The 15852-nt window shown below is 61.6% G+C and carries 15 protein-coding genes; all 15 read right to left on the bottom strand.

What is annotated here, in order from left to right; translation table 11 throughout:
- Nucleotides 1-10: 10 nt before the first annotated feature.
- A complete protein-coding gene (rfbA, locus tag CSQ85_RS10700) occupies nt 11-937 on the bottom strand; it encodes a glucose-1-phosphate thymidylyltransferase RfbA (RefSeq protein WP_150384036.1) in 927 nt (308 codons plus the stop codon).
- A 301-nt stretch (nt 938-1238) separates the two neighbouring features.
- Nucleotides 1239-2234: an acyltransferase family protein gene (locus CSQ85_RS10705; RefSeq protein ID WP_190973015.1), complete on the bottom strand. Its 996-nt coding sequence runs from the start codon at nt 2232-2234 to the stop codon at nt 1239-1241.
- Nucleotides 2235-2299: 65 nt separating this feature from the next.
- Nucleotides 2300-3328, bottom strand: coding sequence for a nitroreductase family protein (locus CSQ85_RS10710; RefSeq protein ID WP_190973016.1), 1029 nt, complete (start codon nt 3326-3328; stop codon nt 2300-2302).
- An 86-nt stretch (nt 3329-3414) separates the two neighbouring features.
- Nucleotides 3415-4917 carry a lipopolysaccharide biosynthesis protein gene (locus CSQ85_RS10715; protein WP_190973017.1) on the bottom strand — a complete coding sequence of 501 codons (1503 nt, stop codon included), beginning with the start codon at nt 4915-4917 and terminating at the stop codon, nt 3415-3417.
- A 57-nt stretch (nt 4918-4974) separates the two neighbouring features.
- Nucleotides 4975-6078, bottom strand: coding sequence for a polysaccharide pyruvyl transferase family protein (locus tag CSQ85_RS10720; RefSeq protein WP_150384040.1), 1104 nt, complete (start codon nt 6076-6078; stop codon nt 4975-4977).
- 5 nt (nt 6079-6083) lie between these two features.
- Nucleotides 6084-7061, bottom strand: coding sequence for a glycosyltransferase family 2 protein (locus tag CSQ85_RS10725; protein WP_150384041.1), 978 nt, complete (start codon nt 7059-7061; stop codon nt 6084-6086).
- The gene (locus CSQ85_RS10730; protein WP_150384042.1) at nt 7058-8110 is read right to left on the bottom strand and encodes a hypothetical protein; all 1053 of its coding nucleotides are present in this window, start codon (nt 8108-8110) and stop codon (nt 7058-7060) included. The genes CSQ85_RS10725 and CSQ85_RS10730 overlap by 4 nt, the downstream gene beginning before the upstream one ends.
- Complete coding sequence (locus CSQ85_RS10735) at nt 8091-9404, bottom strand: O-antigen ligase family protein (protein WP_150384043.1); 1314 nt, start codon at nt 9402-9404, stop codon at nt 8091-8093. Before CSQ85_RS10735 ends, CSQ85_RS10730 begins: the two co-directional genes overlap by 20 nt.
- A complete protein-coding gene (locus tag CSQ85_RS10740; RefSeq protein WP_150384044.1) occupies nt 9401-10513 on the bottom strand; it encodes a glycosyltransferase in 1113 nt (370 codons plus the stop codon). Before CSQ85_RS10740 ends, CSQ85_RS10735 begins: the two co-directional genes overlap by 4 nt.
- Before the next feature lie 4 nt (nt 10514-10517).
- A complete protein-coding gene (locus CSQ85_RS10745; RefSeq protein ID WP_150384045.1) occupies nt 10518-11447 on the bottom strand; it encodes a glycosyltransferase family 2 protein in 930 nt (309 codons plus the stop codon).
- Nucleotides 11444-12424: a glycosyltransferase gene (locus tag CSQ85_RS10750; RefSeq protein WP_150384046.1), complete on the bottom strand. Its 981-nt coding sequence runs from the start codon at nt 12422-12424 to the stop codon at nt 11444-11446. Before CSQ85_RS10750 ends, CSQ85_RS10745 begins: the two co-directional genes overlap by 4 nt.
- Nucleotides 12425-12457: 33 nt before the next feature.
- A complete protein-coding gene (locus CSQ85_RS10755) occupies nt 12458-12949 on the bottom strand; it encodes a glycosyltransferase (RefSeq protein ID WP_150384047.1) in 492 nt (163 codons plus the stop codon).
- Nucleotides 12949-13467: a PssD/Cps14F family polysaccharide biosynthesis glycosyltransferase gene (gene pssD, locus CSQ85_RS10760; RefSeq protein ID WP_150384048.1), complete on the bottom strand. Its 519-nt coding sequence runs from the start codon at nt 13465-13467 to the stop codon at nt 12949-12951. The genes CSQ85_RS10755 and pssD overlap by 1 nt, the downstream gene beginning before the upstream one ends.
- Nucleotides 13451-14314 (bottom strand): DUF4422 domain-containing protein, encoded by an 864-nt coding sequence (locus CSQ85_RS10765; RefSeq protein WP_150384049.1) that lies wholly within the window; start codon nt 14312-14314, stop codon nt 13451-13453. Before CSQ85_RS10765 ends, pssD begins: the two co-directional genes overlap by 17 nt.
- Complete coding sequence (locus tag CSQ85_RS10770; protein ID WP_150384050.1) at nt 14311-15810, bottom strand: polysaccharide biosynthesis tyrosine autokinase; 1500 nt, start codon at nt 15808-15810, stop codon at nt 14311-14313. The genes CSQ85_RS10765 and CSQ85_RS10770 overlap by 4 nt, the downstream gene beginning before the upstream one ends.
- Nucleotides 15811-15852 lie beyond the last annotated feature (42 nt).

A 15852-nucleotide genomic window follows, 5' to 3' on the forward strand; every position in this document is an offset into this window, starting at 1 on the left:
GGCGGGCGCCTCAGTGTTCGTCGGGAACTGCGTCGGGAACTGCGTCGGAGATGAGGAGCACGCGGCCTTCGGCGACGTCCTCGAGGTGACGGCCGTACGGGGACTTGCCGTATCGGGCGGCGGAGTCGAGCAGCTCGCTCCGGTCGATCCAGCCGTTCTCGTACGCGATCTCCTCGACCACCGCGATCGGCAGACCCTGCGCGCGCTGCACCGTGCGCACGAACTCGCCGGCCTCGTAGAGCGAATCCATCGTGCCGGTGTCGAGCCACGCGTAGCCACGGCCGAGCGTACGCACGTTGAGCGCGCCCGCGTCGAGGTACATGCGGTTGAGGTCGGTGATCTCCAGCTCGCCGCGCGCGGACGGCGTGATCCGCTTGGCGAAGTCAACGACGCGCTCGTCGTAGAAGTACAGGCCCGTCACCGCGTAGTTCGATTTCGGATGCAGGGGCTTCTCCTCGATCGACACGGCCTTCTTGCGCTCGTCGAACTCGACCACGCCGTAGCGTTCGGGATCGTCGACGTAATAGCCGAAGACGCTCGCGCCTTCGCCGCCCTCGGCCTTCGCGACCGCCTTGCGCAACGTCGCGCCGAGACCGTTGCCATAGAAGATGTTGTCGCCGAGGACCAGCGCGCACGGCTCGCCGGCGATGAACTCCTCGCCGAGGAGGAACGCCTGCGCGAGGCCGTCCGGGCTCGGCTGGACCTTGTAGCTGAATCGCACGCCGTAATGCGAGCCGTCACCGAGGAGCCGCTCGAAGTTCGGCAGGTCCTTCGGCGTGGAGATGATGAGGATGTCGCGGATGCCCGCGAGCATGAGCACGCTCAGCGGATAGTAGATCATCGGCTTGTCGTAGACGGGCAGAAGCTGCTTCGAGGTGACCGTGGTCAGCGGGTACAGCCTCGTGCCCGATCCGCCCGCGAGGATGATGCCTTTCATGGTTTTCCTTTCGTGATATGTCCCGACTTCATGACGGGAAGGGAATATTCGGATGGACGCCATGGAGAAGAGGCATCGCAAAGATTCCCCCCATTCTACACAAGGGGGAACCCCTTCAAACTCCCCCTTCAAACCGCACTGACGCTATGCCGACCGCGCGGAACACATACCACACAAGACCTCTCGGCCTTTCAAACGACACCCTCCAGAAGACACCTTGTTCGTGACATTTTTATTCCCGAACAAGATCGACCAGACTGCCTACGCATGAAGCAGCTGCCTTAGATTACACAGCCGTACCTCATTCTCTCCGGGATCTCAGCAATGAATAGGGATGGAATACATACCGGAGAAACGCCAGCGGCCTGACGCGGGCGTACGCGGCGACCACCAACAGCGGCAAAAGCGTACATAGCAATGTGCACACCATCCAGATGACGTAGGCATCGCTCATTCCCAACGCGAGACATGCCTCCACCAGAACACTCACACCGATGAAATGGCACAGATAGATCTCCAGCGTATATCGTCCCAACAGGCCAAGCACCCGCATCCTCCGCTCCAGCACCGACCGCCCGGCGAAGCACAGCAAACTCACCGCAGCGCCTGCGCACAGCATACGTCCCACGGGATTCACCGACAACACGAGCAGGACCATGGCGACGCCCAACGGACCCAACGCCGCCAATACCACCACACGGCTCTTCCAATCACGTTCATGGCATCGCACGATCATGCCGAGCACATAGAACACGCCATATGCACACCAGCTGTACGGCTTGTCGGAGTCCAGACCGACTCCGGCGATCACGAACCACAGCGCATAGCACAGGAACATCGTCAGAAGCAACGCATAACGGTCACTGAAACGGCGGAACACCGCGACGATGACTTCGATGAGCGTCAACGCGCACAGGAACCACAGGTTCCATCGGGGCATGATCCACAGCGTCAAGACGTCATGCCATGAAACCGGTTCATTGCCCGCGTGGAACAGCATCTTCACACCCCAGTATGCGTATACCGCGAACAGATACGGAACGTACAGCTTTACCACGCTTTTCAATACGCGCTCGCCGCACTCCGCGCTGGAATACCGCTTCCCGAGATCCCGGACAAGAAACCCACTCAGGAAGAACATGACAGGCATATGGAACGAGTACAGCACCATATCGAACACCGTAAGCACACCGGTCCCCGCGCCAGCGGAGACAACCGCCCGTTCCACATGCCCGGCGACCATCAGCAGGATGATCGCGCCCCTGACGTTGTCAACCCATACGTACCTCGTGAGCAAGATCCTTTCCTCACGTTTCACCCGTGCCGGAACCGTGTCTGTCAGCGGCCCGCACCCGCACGATGTCATTTGATGATCGTGGTCACCCGTTCCACAGGGAACCTCGATGAACGACACACCTGTGCATGTTCGGGGAACTGCCCGATGGAGATGTACATGACCGGCAGCTCCCAATCCGGCACGCCGAGAACCTCACGTGTCCTCCTCGCCTTGTCCTCGTCGAACATGGCATTCAGCGGACACGCGGCAAGTCCCACGTATTCGAGCGCGTACAACAGGGACATCGAGAACAATCCCCCATCCACGAATGGCTCGTTGCGCTCGGCGAAGTTCATGAACGCGCGAATATCCGACGTCACGAACATGAGGGCGGGAGGCATGGGATACCCGTGCAGCCCACCTTGCAGGTCGAGCAGTTTCTTGATCTTCCTCGGGTCGAGGATCACATATACGCGCGAAGACTGGCGATTGCACACCGAAGGGGTCTTCATCGCGATCTCAACCGCCTCGATGAGCTGCGTCTCATCGACCGGACGAGACGAGTATTCGCGAATCGCGAACCGATGCTCGGCCAGCGACCGGAAATCGACGTCTCGGTTGCCTGTCTTGGACGCGGCATCGATCACAAGACCTCCCGACAGATCAACGGGAGCGGACCCTATGGACGCGCGCACGTCCTCAGGGAACATCGCCTCCAGGGATGAAACGTCGTACCCGATGGTCTCATGCCGCTTCCGGTACGCGTGCAGCGCCGACAACGCCTGCCGGTACACGGCGTTATCGGCGTATCGGGCATCGGCGCGACGGAGCGCCGCCATCGATTCGGCGAGACCGTGCAACGCCCCCTTACCGAACCCCGCACGAAAATCGTCGTGAGTGAGTCCCTTTTCGATCTGGTGGACACAGAACATGATCCGGGTCTCGATCCGCCCCGCGTCCGTGGAGTACTCGCGCGAGTAGTATCGGTCGAAACGCGCCAGCTGCCTGCGACCGTCGCGATACAGCCGTCGACGTTCCCTGCGATCCCGACGCGCGTGCAACAGCGCATCCGGGACCATGGACCTGACGATCTGTTTAATCGTTGACTTAGCCATACTCGTTCCTTTCCGCATACACCTTCCGTATGCCATCTCATGCGCGCATTCGCATGCGCCGACTGTCCGAAACGGACCATCGATTACTATTTATGGGAAAACCTGACCTTCAACATGTTCCGTTCCGCTTTCGTGGCGATGAAGAACCACGCCGCGACCGCATACAGGACGACGTACAGCATCCCGTACAGGAAGAACCCCGCAAGCCCCTGGACGGCCGTCACATAGGCGATCGCTCCGCTGACGGCCAGCACCCCCACACTGACGGCGAACACCGGGGCCATGGATTTCCAGAAATACAGCATGTCAAGCCCGATGCGACGCTGGTAATACCAGTTCATGAACAGGCCGGTACCCAGCAGGATGCTCACCATATATCCCAACGTGGTCGCCCAATACCCCCACGTCGGAATGAGTATGACGCTGATGACGATATTGACCAGCGACGTCAGGATATAGACGAGGCTCCGAGCCCGATGCTTGTTCTTCGCCCGCTGGATCTCGATGCCGGTGTTCTGGATCAGGGGGATCATGACAGGCAGTGTCATCAGCAGTGTCATCCAGTAGGAATCGTCATATCCCTCCCCCGCCCATATGGAGATGAAGTACCTGCCGACGAGCACGAAGCCACCGTAGATGAAGCAGAACAGCACCATCTGGAATCGTCCCACACGGGTCATCAATCTCGTCAATGCGGTGTTGTCGTCGCTGTCGGCGACGATCCGATTGATCTTCGGAACGAAGACGTTCGCCGCCGTCGTGGACAGCGTAAAGAAGATGGTTCTGAACTGCGTCGCAATGGCGAAAATCGCCACGGCGTTCGAACTCGCCAACGCGCCGAGCAGGAAGTTCGGCACGTTGTTGTTGATCAGATCGAAGATCTGGTTGAGGAAGATCCAGAAGCTGAACACGGCGATCTCCCTGAACAGCCCCCAGTCGAACGAGCCGAAATCGAACCGCATACCCAAGGTCCGTACCGCGTATCGGATGTTGAGCAGCAGCAGGACCGCGGAGACGAACGCCTGGGCCGCGGCGACACCGACCGCACCACACCCCAACGCCAGCAGCAGCACGGCGATGACGGGAACCATAAGCGATGAGAACAGCTGACGGGATTGCTGGAAGACGAACTGCTCATGCACCATGATGAAGGAGTCGAACACCGAGGCCGGGAACTGTATGGCCAGATTGAACACCAGAATCAGGATCAGCGTCTTAGCGAGACCGATTTCCTCCGCGGTCAGGCCGTTTTTGAACAGCTCATTGGTGAAACCCCACAACACCAGTCCGCATATCATGCAGATGCCGGTGATGATGAGGAAGACGAGAAGGTACATGCCGTTGAGCCTGCGGATGCCCTGCTGGTCGTCCTTCGCCGCACGCTGCGAGTAGAACCGCACGTACGCCGAGGTGAAGCCCATGCTCAGCAAGCTGAGCGACATCACCGTGGAGTTCGTCATCTGGAAGACGCCGTAATCGCCCTGACCGAGGAACCTGAGAAGCAACGGCGTGTACATCAGGTTGATCAGGTTCTTCGCGATGATGTTCACATAGCCCAAGGCCATGCCCATCTTACGTTGTGACACCATATGCGTTTTCATTTCCTATCGAGAGACGGGGATTATCGGGAGACCGGGACGCGCGAGCTACGCATTCTCCGCATCGAGTCTTGCCGCCATCGCTTCGAGCACGGTCAGTGATTCCGACCGCCGCGAGGCCAACCGCGCATTGACCTCATCGAAATCGATGGGAGTGTCGATGGCGGTCCGGAGCTGCTCGGTGTCCTCGATCATCCTTCCCTCGATGCCGAGGGCGTCGAACAACGTGATGAATCGGGAATCGACGGTCTGGCTTTTGTCCGAACGTTTGAAGACGAAGAACTGCCTGTTGAAGATAATCGAGAAAGCCACGGCGTGGAAACTGTCGGTGACGACGTATCGTGCCTTGGACACCAGTTCGACGAACTGCCGGGGGCCGATTCCGTCGGGTAATGCGCCATCGTCATATACGCTGATGCGCGCATACCTGCCATCGGCGAGATATTCGACGCCCTCACGAGCGAGATCGCTTTTCGGGCAGATGAAGATCTCCAGAACGTACTCCGATTGCAGATGCACGTCGTCGGAGGACACGCGCTCCCATTCGTCACGATCCACCAGCAACGTCGGATCCAGCACGACATCGACTGGGGTGTCGGGAAGCAGTTTAGCGATGATGCGCCTGCCCTGTTCCTCACGAACGGTGATTCCCGCGAATTGCGACAGTTCGCGCGCGAAATACGCCTTATCCGGCTCCGGAATGTCGTTGACGCTGAAAGAGGCGGCGAACGACATCCGCCTGCCGCCTTCGACAAAGGCCAGCAGCCGTTCCTCAAGCACCTGGTTCTTCGTGCTCGGGTCGAGATACCTGGAATTCCATACCTGATCGGATCCCACGGAAAAGAACCCGTACCGCTTCAGCCCCGCATGCCCGCGCAGGGTGTTCCCCGCATGGACATTGCGCAGTCTCGTATACTCCTTCGAGAAGGCATAGAACTGCGCGTACCGTGCATGACGACGTCGAGCGATCAGGCACTTGAGGTACTCCTTCAATGGCAGAAGGGGATTGCCCCGGTAGACCCTGACCGTGTCCACATCATATCCCAGATCCGTCAGTATCCGCACGACCGCATAGTTCTGCAACCGATTGCCGAAGTTGTTGAGATCGAACAGCGTGATGACGCCGACGCTTTTCCTGGATTTCCCGTTCATCCTGATCACCTCGCGATCTTTCGGTACAATGCCGGACAACGCCGGATCATGAGCACGATGAGACGTTCCTTCGCCGACAGGTCGTATCGGCCGAGATGGGAGACCGCAGCCGAACGGATGTCCCTGATCCGCCCCATCGAATCACGGTCAAGGCCGTGCACGGCTTTCAGATGTTCGGACACCTTGACGGTGTCCTTCAGCACGTTCAGGCACAGATACCTGTGCAGTCGGGGCACGCCGGCGGTCACCTCCATGATCCTGCGATACACCTTCAGCGAGCTGAGGTACGTGCCGACGCCGTCCTCGTTCAATGCGCCATGCGACAGGCTGTCGGAACGGTATACGCTGTGGTAGATCACCTTGGACCCCACCGCGATCCTTCTGGAATTGGCGATCACGGCGTACAGGAACAGCAGGTCCTCCTTGATGTGGACGTCCTGATCGAACAGGATGGTCCTACCCTCGGCATCGGTCAGGGCGGACCGGCGCATCATCGTCTGCCAACAGGTATACGGCAGGAATCTCGAGGCATCGAATGCGGTGACGTCATACACATAGTCCGAAGTGTTCTCACTGCGGTGCAGCACTTCGCCACGCTCGTCCTCGTCCACGAATCCGCACACGCTGATGTCGATTCCCGGCTCTGCGGAGATGTTCCCGAGATGCCATTCGACATAATCGGGCGTCACATAATCGTCCGAATCGATGAAGCAGACGAACTCCCCTCGAGCGTGTTCGATGCCGACATTGCGCGCGGCGGATACGCCGCCGTTGGGGACAGTGTGCAGGATGAACCTGTCGTCGCGAGAACAGTACGCTTCGCAGATCGTCGCCGTCGAATCGGTGGATCCGTCATCGACGATGTGGACCTCGATGTTCCCGTATGTCTGCGCGCCGAGGCTGTTCAGGCACCGTTCTATGTATTGCTCGCCGTTGTACACGGGTACGACGACGCTTACCAAGCCAGCCTTCATCATCGTCATCCCCACACCTCTCGCAACGTCTCGACGAACCGCCGTTCAAGGCCGTCGATCTGAGTCCTGAACACGTCATAATCCGGGTAAATGGCGGCATAGTCGTCCAGCATCACGCGGATCGTCCGACTGATCTCGTCCAACGACGTATCAACGGGCAGCTTGTAGCGTTCCGGGATGTTGACGTCGAACGGGTTACAAGCGGCGTTCCGGCGGATCACCAGCACGGCCGCACCGTTGTAGGCGGCCTCCTTGGGGATTCGCTCCGGACCGGGGAACTCACCGAAATCGACGTACAGCTTCACCTCGCGCAGAACCCCGACGATCTGTTCCGGGGTCATACCGGTGATCGGAACATAGTCGAACTCATTGCGCGCGAGCAGCTCCCGCATCACCTTTGAGGGTTTCGCCGGGTTGTATGCGACCATGTCCTTGCGCCGCGGGGAACGTTCACGTTCCATGCCGATCTCCAGAAACGGTTTGGAGATCGGTTCGACGAGCCTTCTTGCGGGCATACGCAGACTTTCGGTGACATATTCGTACGCATACTGCGAGGCGCAGAGGTGCTCGGCGGCATCGGGACGTAGCGGATGATGGTATTTGCGGAAGCGAAACAGATCCGTCGGATTGGACAATGACCGTTTCAGCCAATGCCTGACCGCCAGTCTGCTCATCAACGGCCCGCCATCATAGTAGTGGACGGACAGCCACCATACGATCCGCCGGGCGTTCCTGTATGCGGCGAGCATTCCCGTCGAGAACTCCGGCGCGACAACGGAGTTCTCGGGATCATCGGCAATGGCGTTCCCGTTGACGATTTTCCCCTCGGTCGGCAGATATTCGGCATAGCGTTCGGGAGGCTCGCAATCCACGAACCTCTCATCTTCATCGTAATAGCTCAGATACGCGTCCTTCCCGATGGATTCGAGATAGTAGCGCAGCTGATGCAGGGCCTCCGTTCCCCCGGTGGTACGTCCGGCAGGGCACAGTATGTATATGCTGCCACGGTTTCCGCCCGCACGCGCAACGGCATGCATGTCAGTATGTGTATCGATCATTGGTTTCCCGTTCTATTCCCAGCTTGACGTATACGGATGCGAGCGCAAGTACGGACATGAAGATTCTCAAGGTGCCGATTTCGTCGACGACGACCAGATTGGAGAGATATACGACCATGATGATCAGGAACAGCAGGCATAGCTTGCGCACCTCGCGATGCTCCAGCGCCCTCTTCAGGAAGATCAGGACATAGACGAGGAAGAAGCACAGCAACGCCAATACACCGACGACCCCGAACCTGATGTAGTAGTTGATGTAGAAGTTATCGATGGAGTTGATGTACCATCCGCCGATCATGATGTTGATGCGATAGTCGTTGCCCTTGCCGAAAGGCGTGAGTAGCTCCTGCCTTCCCAGCAGTTTCCACAGCACGTTGCGGTATTCGGAGCTCTGGGCGACATGCGCATCGCCGCCGTAGAGCACCGCGTAATTCGTGTGGAACATGCCGTCGACGGTGTACAGGACCGACCGTATCAGCGATCGGATGAACACGTTGGAACTGCCGAACATCAGCACCAGGGTGGACGCGGAAACGGCGACCAAGCCATTCACCACGAGTTTCTGCATATACCGGCGATCGGACAGCAGCAGAATCAGCAGCAATTCAATGATGAACAACGCGATGCCCGACCTTGATCCGGTGAGCAGCATGTTGAGCAACACCAGCACGAACAACGGGCCGTCGCGGAACAGGTAGACCTCCCTGTTCCTCGAGTCGTAGCACACCAACGGAAACAGCAGGTTCAGCACCATGCTGTAGGCGAGCGGATGACCATAGGCCGAAGTCACCCTCAACGTGGTGTCCCTCATCAACGACCCGTAGTTCAGATCGGACATGCCCGTGTTCAGGTAGTCGAACACGTTTACGCCCGATGCCGCCTCGATCAGGCCAAGCAGGCAGACGACCCATAGGATCTTCCTCGCCAACGACTGCACATCATCGAAATCGAGGTACCGATACAGGCTGAAATAGATGATGCAGAAGGAGAGAATGTCATCGAACAGCGGATTGAAGAAACTGTTCATGCCGAAGAACAGGCCCGTCACGAAGGTGGACGCGGCGAAGCCTATGAATACGGCCTTCTCGACCAGCGACAGTGTGTTGATGACCCGCCAGAAATCGGACATCATCCGCCGGTTGAGCAGCACCCACAGCAGCAGCGCGATCAGCAATACCCTGTGCATCGTCATCAGGGGAAGGCCGGACACCTTGACCGCGAAATAGTTCGGCATCACCCAGAAGCACGCGAGATAGACGATGAACAGCGATGAATAGCGGATGCGGATCTTCATCGCGCACCTGCTTCCTCCGCCGACTCCCGCATGATCTCGCGCAGCCTGCGGTGGCGGGCGTCCTCGGAATGGTTGGATTCAAGGTGTGAGCGCTCCTCGGCCACGAGAGCCTTCCGCTCCCCCTCGTTCAGGGAGAGCGTGGTCCGGATGGCGTCGGCCAGCGCCCGGGCGTCGCCCATCGGCACCAGCGCGCGGTCGCGCAGCGGCTCCGGCACGAACTGCTCGGTGGAAGCGGTGCGGGTCATGACCACGGGCCTGCCGTACCGGACGGCGTCGAACATGACCAGGAGTCCGGCGGTCACCGGGCTGTTCAGCGGCAACGCCACCATGCGCGCGTCGCCCAACGCGCGCAGATACTCGTCGTGCGGCAGGTTGAAGTCCGCGCGCACGTTGGCGGCATCGGCGTATTCCGGCTTCCAGTCGGCCTGACGCGCCACCACATGGAACCGCAGGTCGGGCAGCAGTTGCGCGACCTCGACCAGCGTGTCCCAATCGCGGACGCTGGCGCCGCAGGAGAACACGTCGTAGGAGGGGGCGTCGGAGGGCACGGCCTGCGCGTCCCCGTCCATGCGCACTCCGTCCATACGCACTCCGTCCGGCAGGTGCACCAGACGTTCCGGATGCCGCAGCGCGAACATCGCGCGGTATCGCGGCATATCCCCGCGGGCGTTGCAGGTGGCCCACACGCCCGGCCTGTTGAGCGCATGCGCGTACAGACGGTTGCGCAACCGCTCTCCCACGCCGGGGCGTTCGGAGGAATGGCACAGCAGGTTCACCACCACCACGGGCACGCGCTTCCAGTTGAGCAGCGACGCCAGAATGCCCGGCGTGGCGCACATGGAGACGATCACATCCCCCTTGCGGGCGCGCAGCACCGCACGCAACGCGAGCGCCACGCACTCCAGGGAGTTCACCGCCTTGTACCACTTCGACAGGCGTCGGGCGCCGTCGTCGGGGTTGTCCAGCACCTCGCACGGCACACCGTGCGAGCGGAGGTAATCCGGGAACGTCTCGTTCGCCCCGGCACGCCAGTTGTAGACCAGCACCGCCTTACCGAGCGGGCCGCCGCCCGGCTCTCCGGTCCTCTTCGTTCCATTCGTTCGCGGCATCGTCTCACCTCCCCTTCAACGACATGAGGAACTCCACCGGAATGGCCTTCCAGCTGTAGAAGCAGTCCCGGTAGCGAAGCGCCAGCGGCGCCACCTGCCACAGTTCGCGGTCGCGCATCATCGCGACGCGCCTCGCGGTGCCGTCGACGTCCCGCTCGATCATGCGGACGCGTTCGGCCGGCGATCCCAGATCGCGCGCATAGTCGAGCATCGCCCGATGCCCCTGTTCCAGATTCTCCAGGAACGCGAGGCGGCGGCCGACATCATGCAGCTTGCTCGTGGACACGTTGCCGCCGTGGATGCGGCGTCGCAGCGTCGCGCGATGCAGGCAGAACAGCCCGTCGGCGGCGAGCGCCATCTTCCACACGAACTCGTCGTGCGCGAACCCGTCGAACCAGTACGGTTCGATCTCGCGCAGGAAGTCGGCGCGCACGGCCATCGTGCATCCTTCCGTCCTGATGAACAGGTTCGGGGGCGTGAACGGCGCCTGCTCGACCATGTCGTCGAAGGTCATGGCCCTGACCACCGGCGAAGAGACGCGCGCCACGTCGTCGGACTCGTAGAACAGTTCGAATTCGGAGTACAGCGCCTTGATGCGCGGGTCGTGCGCGAAGCATGCCTCCATCCGTTCGATGCGATCCGGCAGCCACACGTCGTCCTGATCGCAGAACACCACCAGATCGCCGGTGGCATGCGCCATCGCGGTGTGGAAGTTGTCGGCGTAGCCGAGATTGCGCTCGTTGACGGCGATGCTCCAACCGGCGAGACCGTATCGTTCGATGTACTTTTCGACGATCGCGACGGTGCCGTCGGACGAACGGTCGTCGCGGATCACCACCTCGTCCACCGGACGGGACTGCGTGCGGATGGAGTCGAGCTGTTCGACGATGTAGCGCGCGCCGTTGTAGGTGGCCATCACCACTGAGATGTTCACAGTCGTTTCCTTCCCCGGTAGCGGATGAGATAGATCAGATCGGCGTACAGCGGCAGCGTGAGGCGGTTGACGCTCCTGACATACAGCCCCTTGAGCCCCTTGCGGAAGAAGCGGTTGCGACGGTATCCGGGAAACAGCCTGAGCGCCTTGCCGATGCTGCGGTCGAGATAGTCGCGGCGCACCGCGCGGTCGCGGATCTGACAGATCCGCAGCACGGAGCTGGAGAACAGGATCTTGACGCAGAAATACTCCAGATACTCCCTGTAGCGTTCGTAGACCCCGTGCGCCCGGTAGAAGGCGATGATGTCGTCGACCACGTCGAAGATGAGCAGCACGCGTTCATCCTGACGTTGGTTCATCGTCGACGACTCGCGGAAGTACTGATGCACGAACGCCTCGTCCACGTTCGCGATCCGGCGGACGAACGGGATCAGGTCCGCGTAGAACGCGGTGTCCTCGTACGCGCGGGTCCCGGGGAACGCGATGCCGTTGTCCACGAGCATGGAGCGGCGGTAGAGCTTGTTCCACGGCGCGGCCCACGGGTCGAAGAACAGGTCGAGGGGCCGGGCCGGCTTGGCAAGCGTCACACGCTTCGCGTCCCGCTCGCCGCCATACGTGTACGTGTAGTCGCAGGTGACCAGATCGGCGTCGGCCTCGCGGGCGGCGGCGAGCATCCGGCCGAACATGTCGCGGGAGACGTAGTCGTCGGCGTCCACGAACCCGACGTATTCGCCCGACGCCTCGGCCAGCCCCAGGTTGCGGGCGGCGCCCTGTCCGCCGTTCTCCTTGCGCAGCGCCCGCACACGGCCGGGATGACGCTCGACATACCTTCGGATGACCTCCGGGGTGCCGTCGGTGGAACCGTCGTCCACCACGATGATCTCCATGCCTTCCAGGCTCTGACCCACCAGGGAATCCAGGCAACGGGCGAGGTCGCGCTCGCCGTTGTAGACGGGGACGATCACGCTGACGTCCATGTTCACCTCCTTCGCTTGTCCTTTCCGCACTTTTCAGCGCCTGCCGTCGATGAAATCGGTCACGATGCGTGTCATCGCCGCGTTGCCTCCGACGAACGGCTTCGGCGTGAACTCGGCGGCCTTCGCGATGGCCGCCTTGAGCGAGGCCTTGTCCGTGGCGTACAGCAGGTATCCGCGGTCGGCGAACACGGATGTGATCTCGCACTGGTGGTCGTCCAGATGCTCGCCGTAGCGCGCGAGTCGCGGGAAGGCGATGACCTTCTTGCCGTGGCGCAGCGCGGAGATCAGCGAGGAGACGCCGCCGTGCGAGATGATGAGATCCGCGTCCGCGATGGCCTGATCGAAGGTCCCGCCGTCGACGAAGTCGAAGCTGCGGTAGCGCTTCGGCACGTATGCCGCGTGGCCGCGCTGGGCGACGATCCGGTCGCCATCAAGCGCGCCTTCGGCGACCAGCTCGTCGAGGATCCTTAAGGGGCGGCTGAAGTCGAATTCGACGACGCCGCCGACGATCATGAAGATGTCCATCAGTAGATCCACCCCGCATACGTGGCGTTCGGATAGCAGTCGAGCTGTTCCCTCCACTGCACGAGGAACAGGTCGGCGAACCGTCCGATGATGCGGCCGGTCCGGCTGGCCGTGTTGACGCGGGCGATGCTTTCGATGAAGACCACCCGGCCGCCGAACAGCTTGACGTACAGGCAGATCGGCAGCGCCACCACGGCCCCGGTGGTCACCACGACGTTCGGACGCTCCTTGAGGAAGATCGGGATCTGCTCGAGGAAGACGCGCGCGAGCGTGACCAGTCTGATCAGCCTGCCGCTGCGGTCGATGTCGTGGATGAAGTGCTTGCGCCCCTCGATCCTCTCGGTCCACTTGGTGCGCGGGGTCATGAGGAAATGGTCGTACCGCTCGCGCAGCACGCCGAGCTGCATCAGCTCCTCGATGTGCCCGCCGGAGGAGGCCACGAGGCACAGCTTCACGCCGGGCTTCGCCCCCGTCGCTCCCGCCGCCCCTGTTGCCTTGGTCCTAGAAGCTGCGTTCATACTTCACCCCCGCGAACCGGGCCCTGACGAACGAGGCGATCTTGCGCGGCCAGTCGATCCGGCCCATGTACACGACCGGCACCTCGGCGCAGGTCAGATGGTGATGACGGATCCACACGTCGAGCATGAACTCGCTGACGCGGCCGAACAGGCGCGCGTGGAAGGCGTCGTACCGGGAGACGTCAATGCGGCGCTCCAGCTCGAACAGCACGTCGAACAGCCACTCGCAGTAGGCGCGGGCCTGATCGTCGCGCATCACGAACATGTTGAACATGTGCGCGGAGCGACGGGCCATCACGGCGTCCCAATCGGCCACATACTGCGGGTACAGGTCCTCGAGCACGCGCCTCGTGGCATCGAGGTCGGCGGCGTTGTGCGTGTGCGAGTAATGCGACGCGATGGTCTCGATGACATAGTGCTGCCTGCGCGGCACGATCACGTCGTGGCGTCCCAGCAGGCGGGTCACGTCACGCTCGGTGAGCAGACGGTCGTACTTGTCGCGGGAGAGGACGAGGCCCCTGCGTCCGAGGAACCTGCGGTAGTGGACCAGACCCCAGTTCTCGGCGTCGAGGTTCCGGTACGCCCAGTACAGGCCGGTCAGCTCGCAGAAATAGGGGTTCCTGCCGGAGATGTGCTCGCCGGCGTCGTCGCGCTGATAGCCCAGATCGGCCTTGCCCATGGCGCCGACCTGCACCGGCAGGTACAGATCGGATTCGGGCATGCGGTAGCGCTTGTGCGTGGCGACGACGAGCGTCGATCGACTGCGGCCGGATGGCGCACGATCAGCGGATGCGCGATCGGAGGTGCGGGAGCCTGCGCTCACGGTGGTGCCGTTCGTGTCGCTCATGATCGCGCCTTGTGCTTGTTGCGCTCACCGGGACGGCCGTTGGCGGCGCCCGATCCGCTGGCGTCATCGGAGGAGGCGGAGGAGGGGTCCTGATAGGAGTCGCCGTAATAGTAGTAGCCGGTCTTCTGCATGTTGTCGTTCTCGGCGTAGTCGACGGCGACGCCGATCGGATGGACGTCGAGGGTGTCGAGCTCCTGCATGGTCTTCCTGAGCAGACGCTTCTCGGCGACGCCCAGACCGACCACGAACATGAGCTGCGGCCCCTCCTTGGCGAACACCACGGCGTCGTTGGACACGCGCATCGGGGCGGTGTCGACGATCACGTAGTCGTAGGCGTCGGAGACCTGGTCGATGAAGGACTTCATCGCGCGGGAGTTGAGCAGGATGCTTGGGTTGATGCGCTGGGCTCCGGCCGGCAGGACGTGGAAGTTCTGCTTCCAGTACTTCTGGATCGCCTCCTGCGAGGAGACCTCGTTGGTGATCAGATGGGTCAGGCCGACCGTGCCCTCGAGATCGAGCTGCTTGCTGACCGAGGGATTGCGCACATCGGCGTCGACGAGCAGGACCTTGGCGCCGGACTCGGCGAAGGCGGTCGCCATGTTGACGCAGATCGTCGTCTTGCCTTCGGACGGACCGGCGGAGGTCACGACGATCACATTGGAGCGCGGCGCATCAGGCAGGATGAACGACAGGTTCGTGCGCAGTCGGCGGATCTCCTCGGCCTCACGGGAGGCCGGCTTGGAGATGACCGCGGGCGTTTTGCCGTGGTAGAGGTCGTTGCGGCGGATCGACCCCAGGATCGGGGCGTCGATGAGCGCGGCGATGTCGGACTCGTGACGGATGCGCGTGTCGAGCGAATCCTTGACGACGGCCGCGACCAGTCCCAGCACCACGCCGACGAGCACGCCCACCGCGAGGTTCATCCTCACGTTCGGGGAGCTCGGGGATGCGGGGACGTAGGCCTGCTGGACGACGGTGAGGTTCACCGGGGAGACGATCTTGTCGCCCTCGTCGCTGTAGAGCGTGGAGGTGACCTGCTTCTTGAGGCTTTCCGCCACGGCGTTGGCGATCGTGGAAGCGGACTTCGGATCGGCGTTGTCGACGGAGATGTCGACGAGCATCGTGTCGCTTGGGTTGGAGGCGGTGACCGTGGCGGCCAGCTCCTTGACCGAGGATTTGAGCCCGAGATCGTCGATCACCGGCTGGAGGACCGACTCGGTCTTCACCAGCTGCGGGTAGGTCTGGATCTGGCTGTTGATGTAGCTCGCGCCGGAGTTGAGCTCGTTGCCGGCGCTGCCCGCGGCGGCGCCGGACGACGAGCGGTAGGTGGCCAGCAGCTCGGAGGTGGCCGTGTACATCGGCGTGCGGGTGAACGTGTACGCCGCGGCGGCCGCGAAGACCACCACGAGCGTGACGACCGCGGTGATCCAATGCTTCCTCAGGGCGCCCAGCACGTCGATGGTGATGACGTCCTGAACCTGTTCTGTCTCATTCACCGGAGGGACTCCATTCCTTATCTCATGTCTGTCGTTGATGTG

Origin of the sequence: Bifidobacterium rousetti (assembly GCF_008698235.1) — a bacterium.
GTDB lineage: Bacteria > Actinomycetota > Actinomycetes > Actinomycetales > Bifidobacteriaceae > Bifidobacterium > Bifidobacterium rousetti.

What these genes read in the sequence shown, in the direction of transcription:
- rfbA (WP_150384036.1), bottom strand. Translation starts at nt 937, where the DNA reads ATGAAAGGCATCATCCTCGCGGGCGGATCGGGCACGAGGCTGTACCCG.
- CSQ85_RS10710 (WP_190973016.1), bottom strand. Translation starts at nt 3,328, where the DNA reads ATGGCTAAGTCAACGATTAAACAGATCGTCAGGTCCATGGTCCCGGAT.
- CSQ85_RS10715 (WP_190973017.1), bottom strand. Translation starts at nt 4,917, where the DNA reads ATGGTGTCACAACGTAAGATGGGCATGGCCTTGGGCTATGTGAACATC.
- CSQ85_RS10720 (WP_150384040.1), bottom strand. Translation starts at nt 6,078, where the DNA reads ATGAACGGGAAATCCAGGAAAAGCGTCGGCGTCATCACGCTGTTCGAT.
- CSQ85_RS10725 (WP_150384041.1), bottom strand. Translation starts at nt 7,061, where the DNA reads ATGACGATGATGAAGGCTGGCTTGGTAAGCGTCGTCGTACCCGTGTAC.
- CSQ85_RS10730 (WP_150384042.1), bottom strand. Translation starts at nt 8,110, where the DNA reads ATGATCGATACACATACTGACATGCATGCCGTTGCGCGTGCGGGCGGA.
- CSQ85_RS10735 (WP_150384043.1), bottom strand. Translation starts at nt 9,404, where the DNA reads ATGAAGATCCGCATCCGCTATTCATCGCTGTTCATCGTCTATCTCGCG.
- CSQ85_RS10740 (WP_150384044.1), bottom strand. Translation starts at nt 10,513, where the DNA reads ATGCCGCGAACGAATGGAACGAAGAGGACCGGAGAGCCGGGCGGCGGC.
- CSQ85_RS10750 (WP_150384046.1), bottom strand. Translation starts at nt 12,424, where the DNA reads ATGGACGTCAGCGTGATCGTCCCCGTCTACAACGGCGAGCGCGACCTC.
- CSQ85_RS10755 (WP_150384047.1), bottom strand. Translation starts at nt 12,949, where the DNA reads ATGGACATCTTCATGATCGTCGGCGGCGTCGTCGAATTCGACTTCAGC.
- pssD (WP_150384048.1), bottom strand. Translation starts at nt 13,467, where the DNA reads ATGAACGCAGCTTCTAGGACCAAGGCAACAGGGGCGGCGGGAGCGACG.
- CSQ85_RS10765 (WP_150384049.1), bottom strand. Translation starts at nt 14,314, where the DNA reads ATGAGCGACACGAACGGCACCACCGTGAGCGCAGGCTCCCGCACCTCC.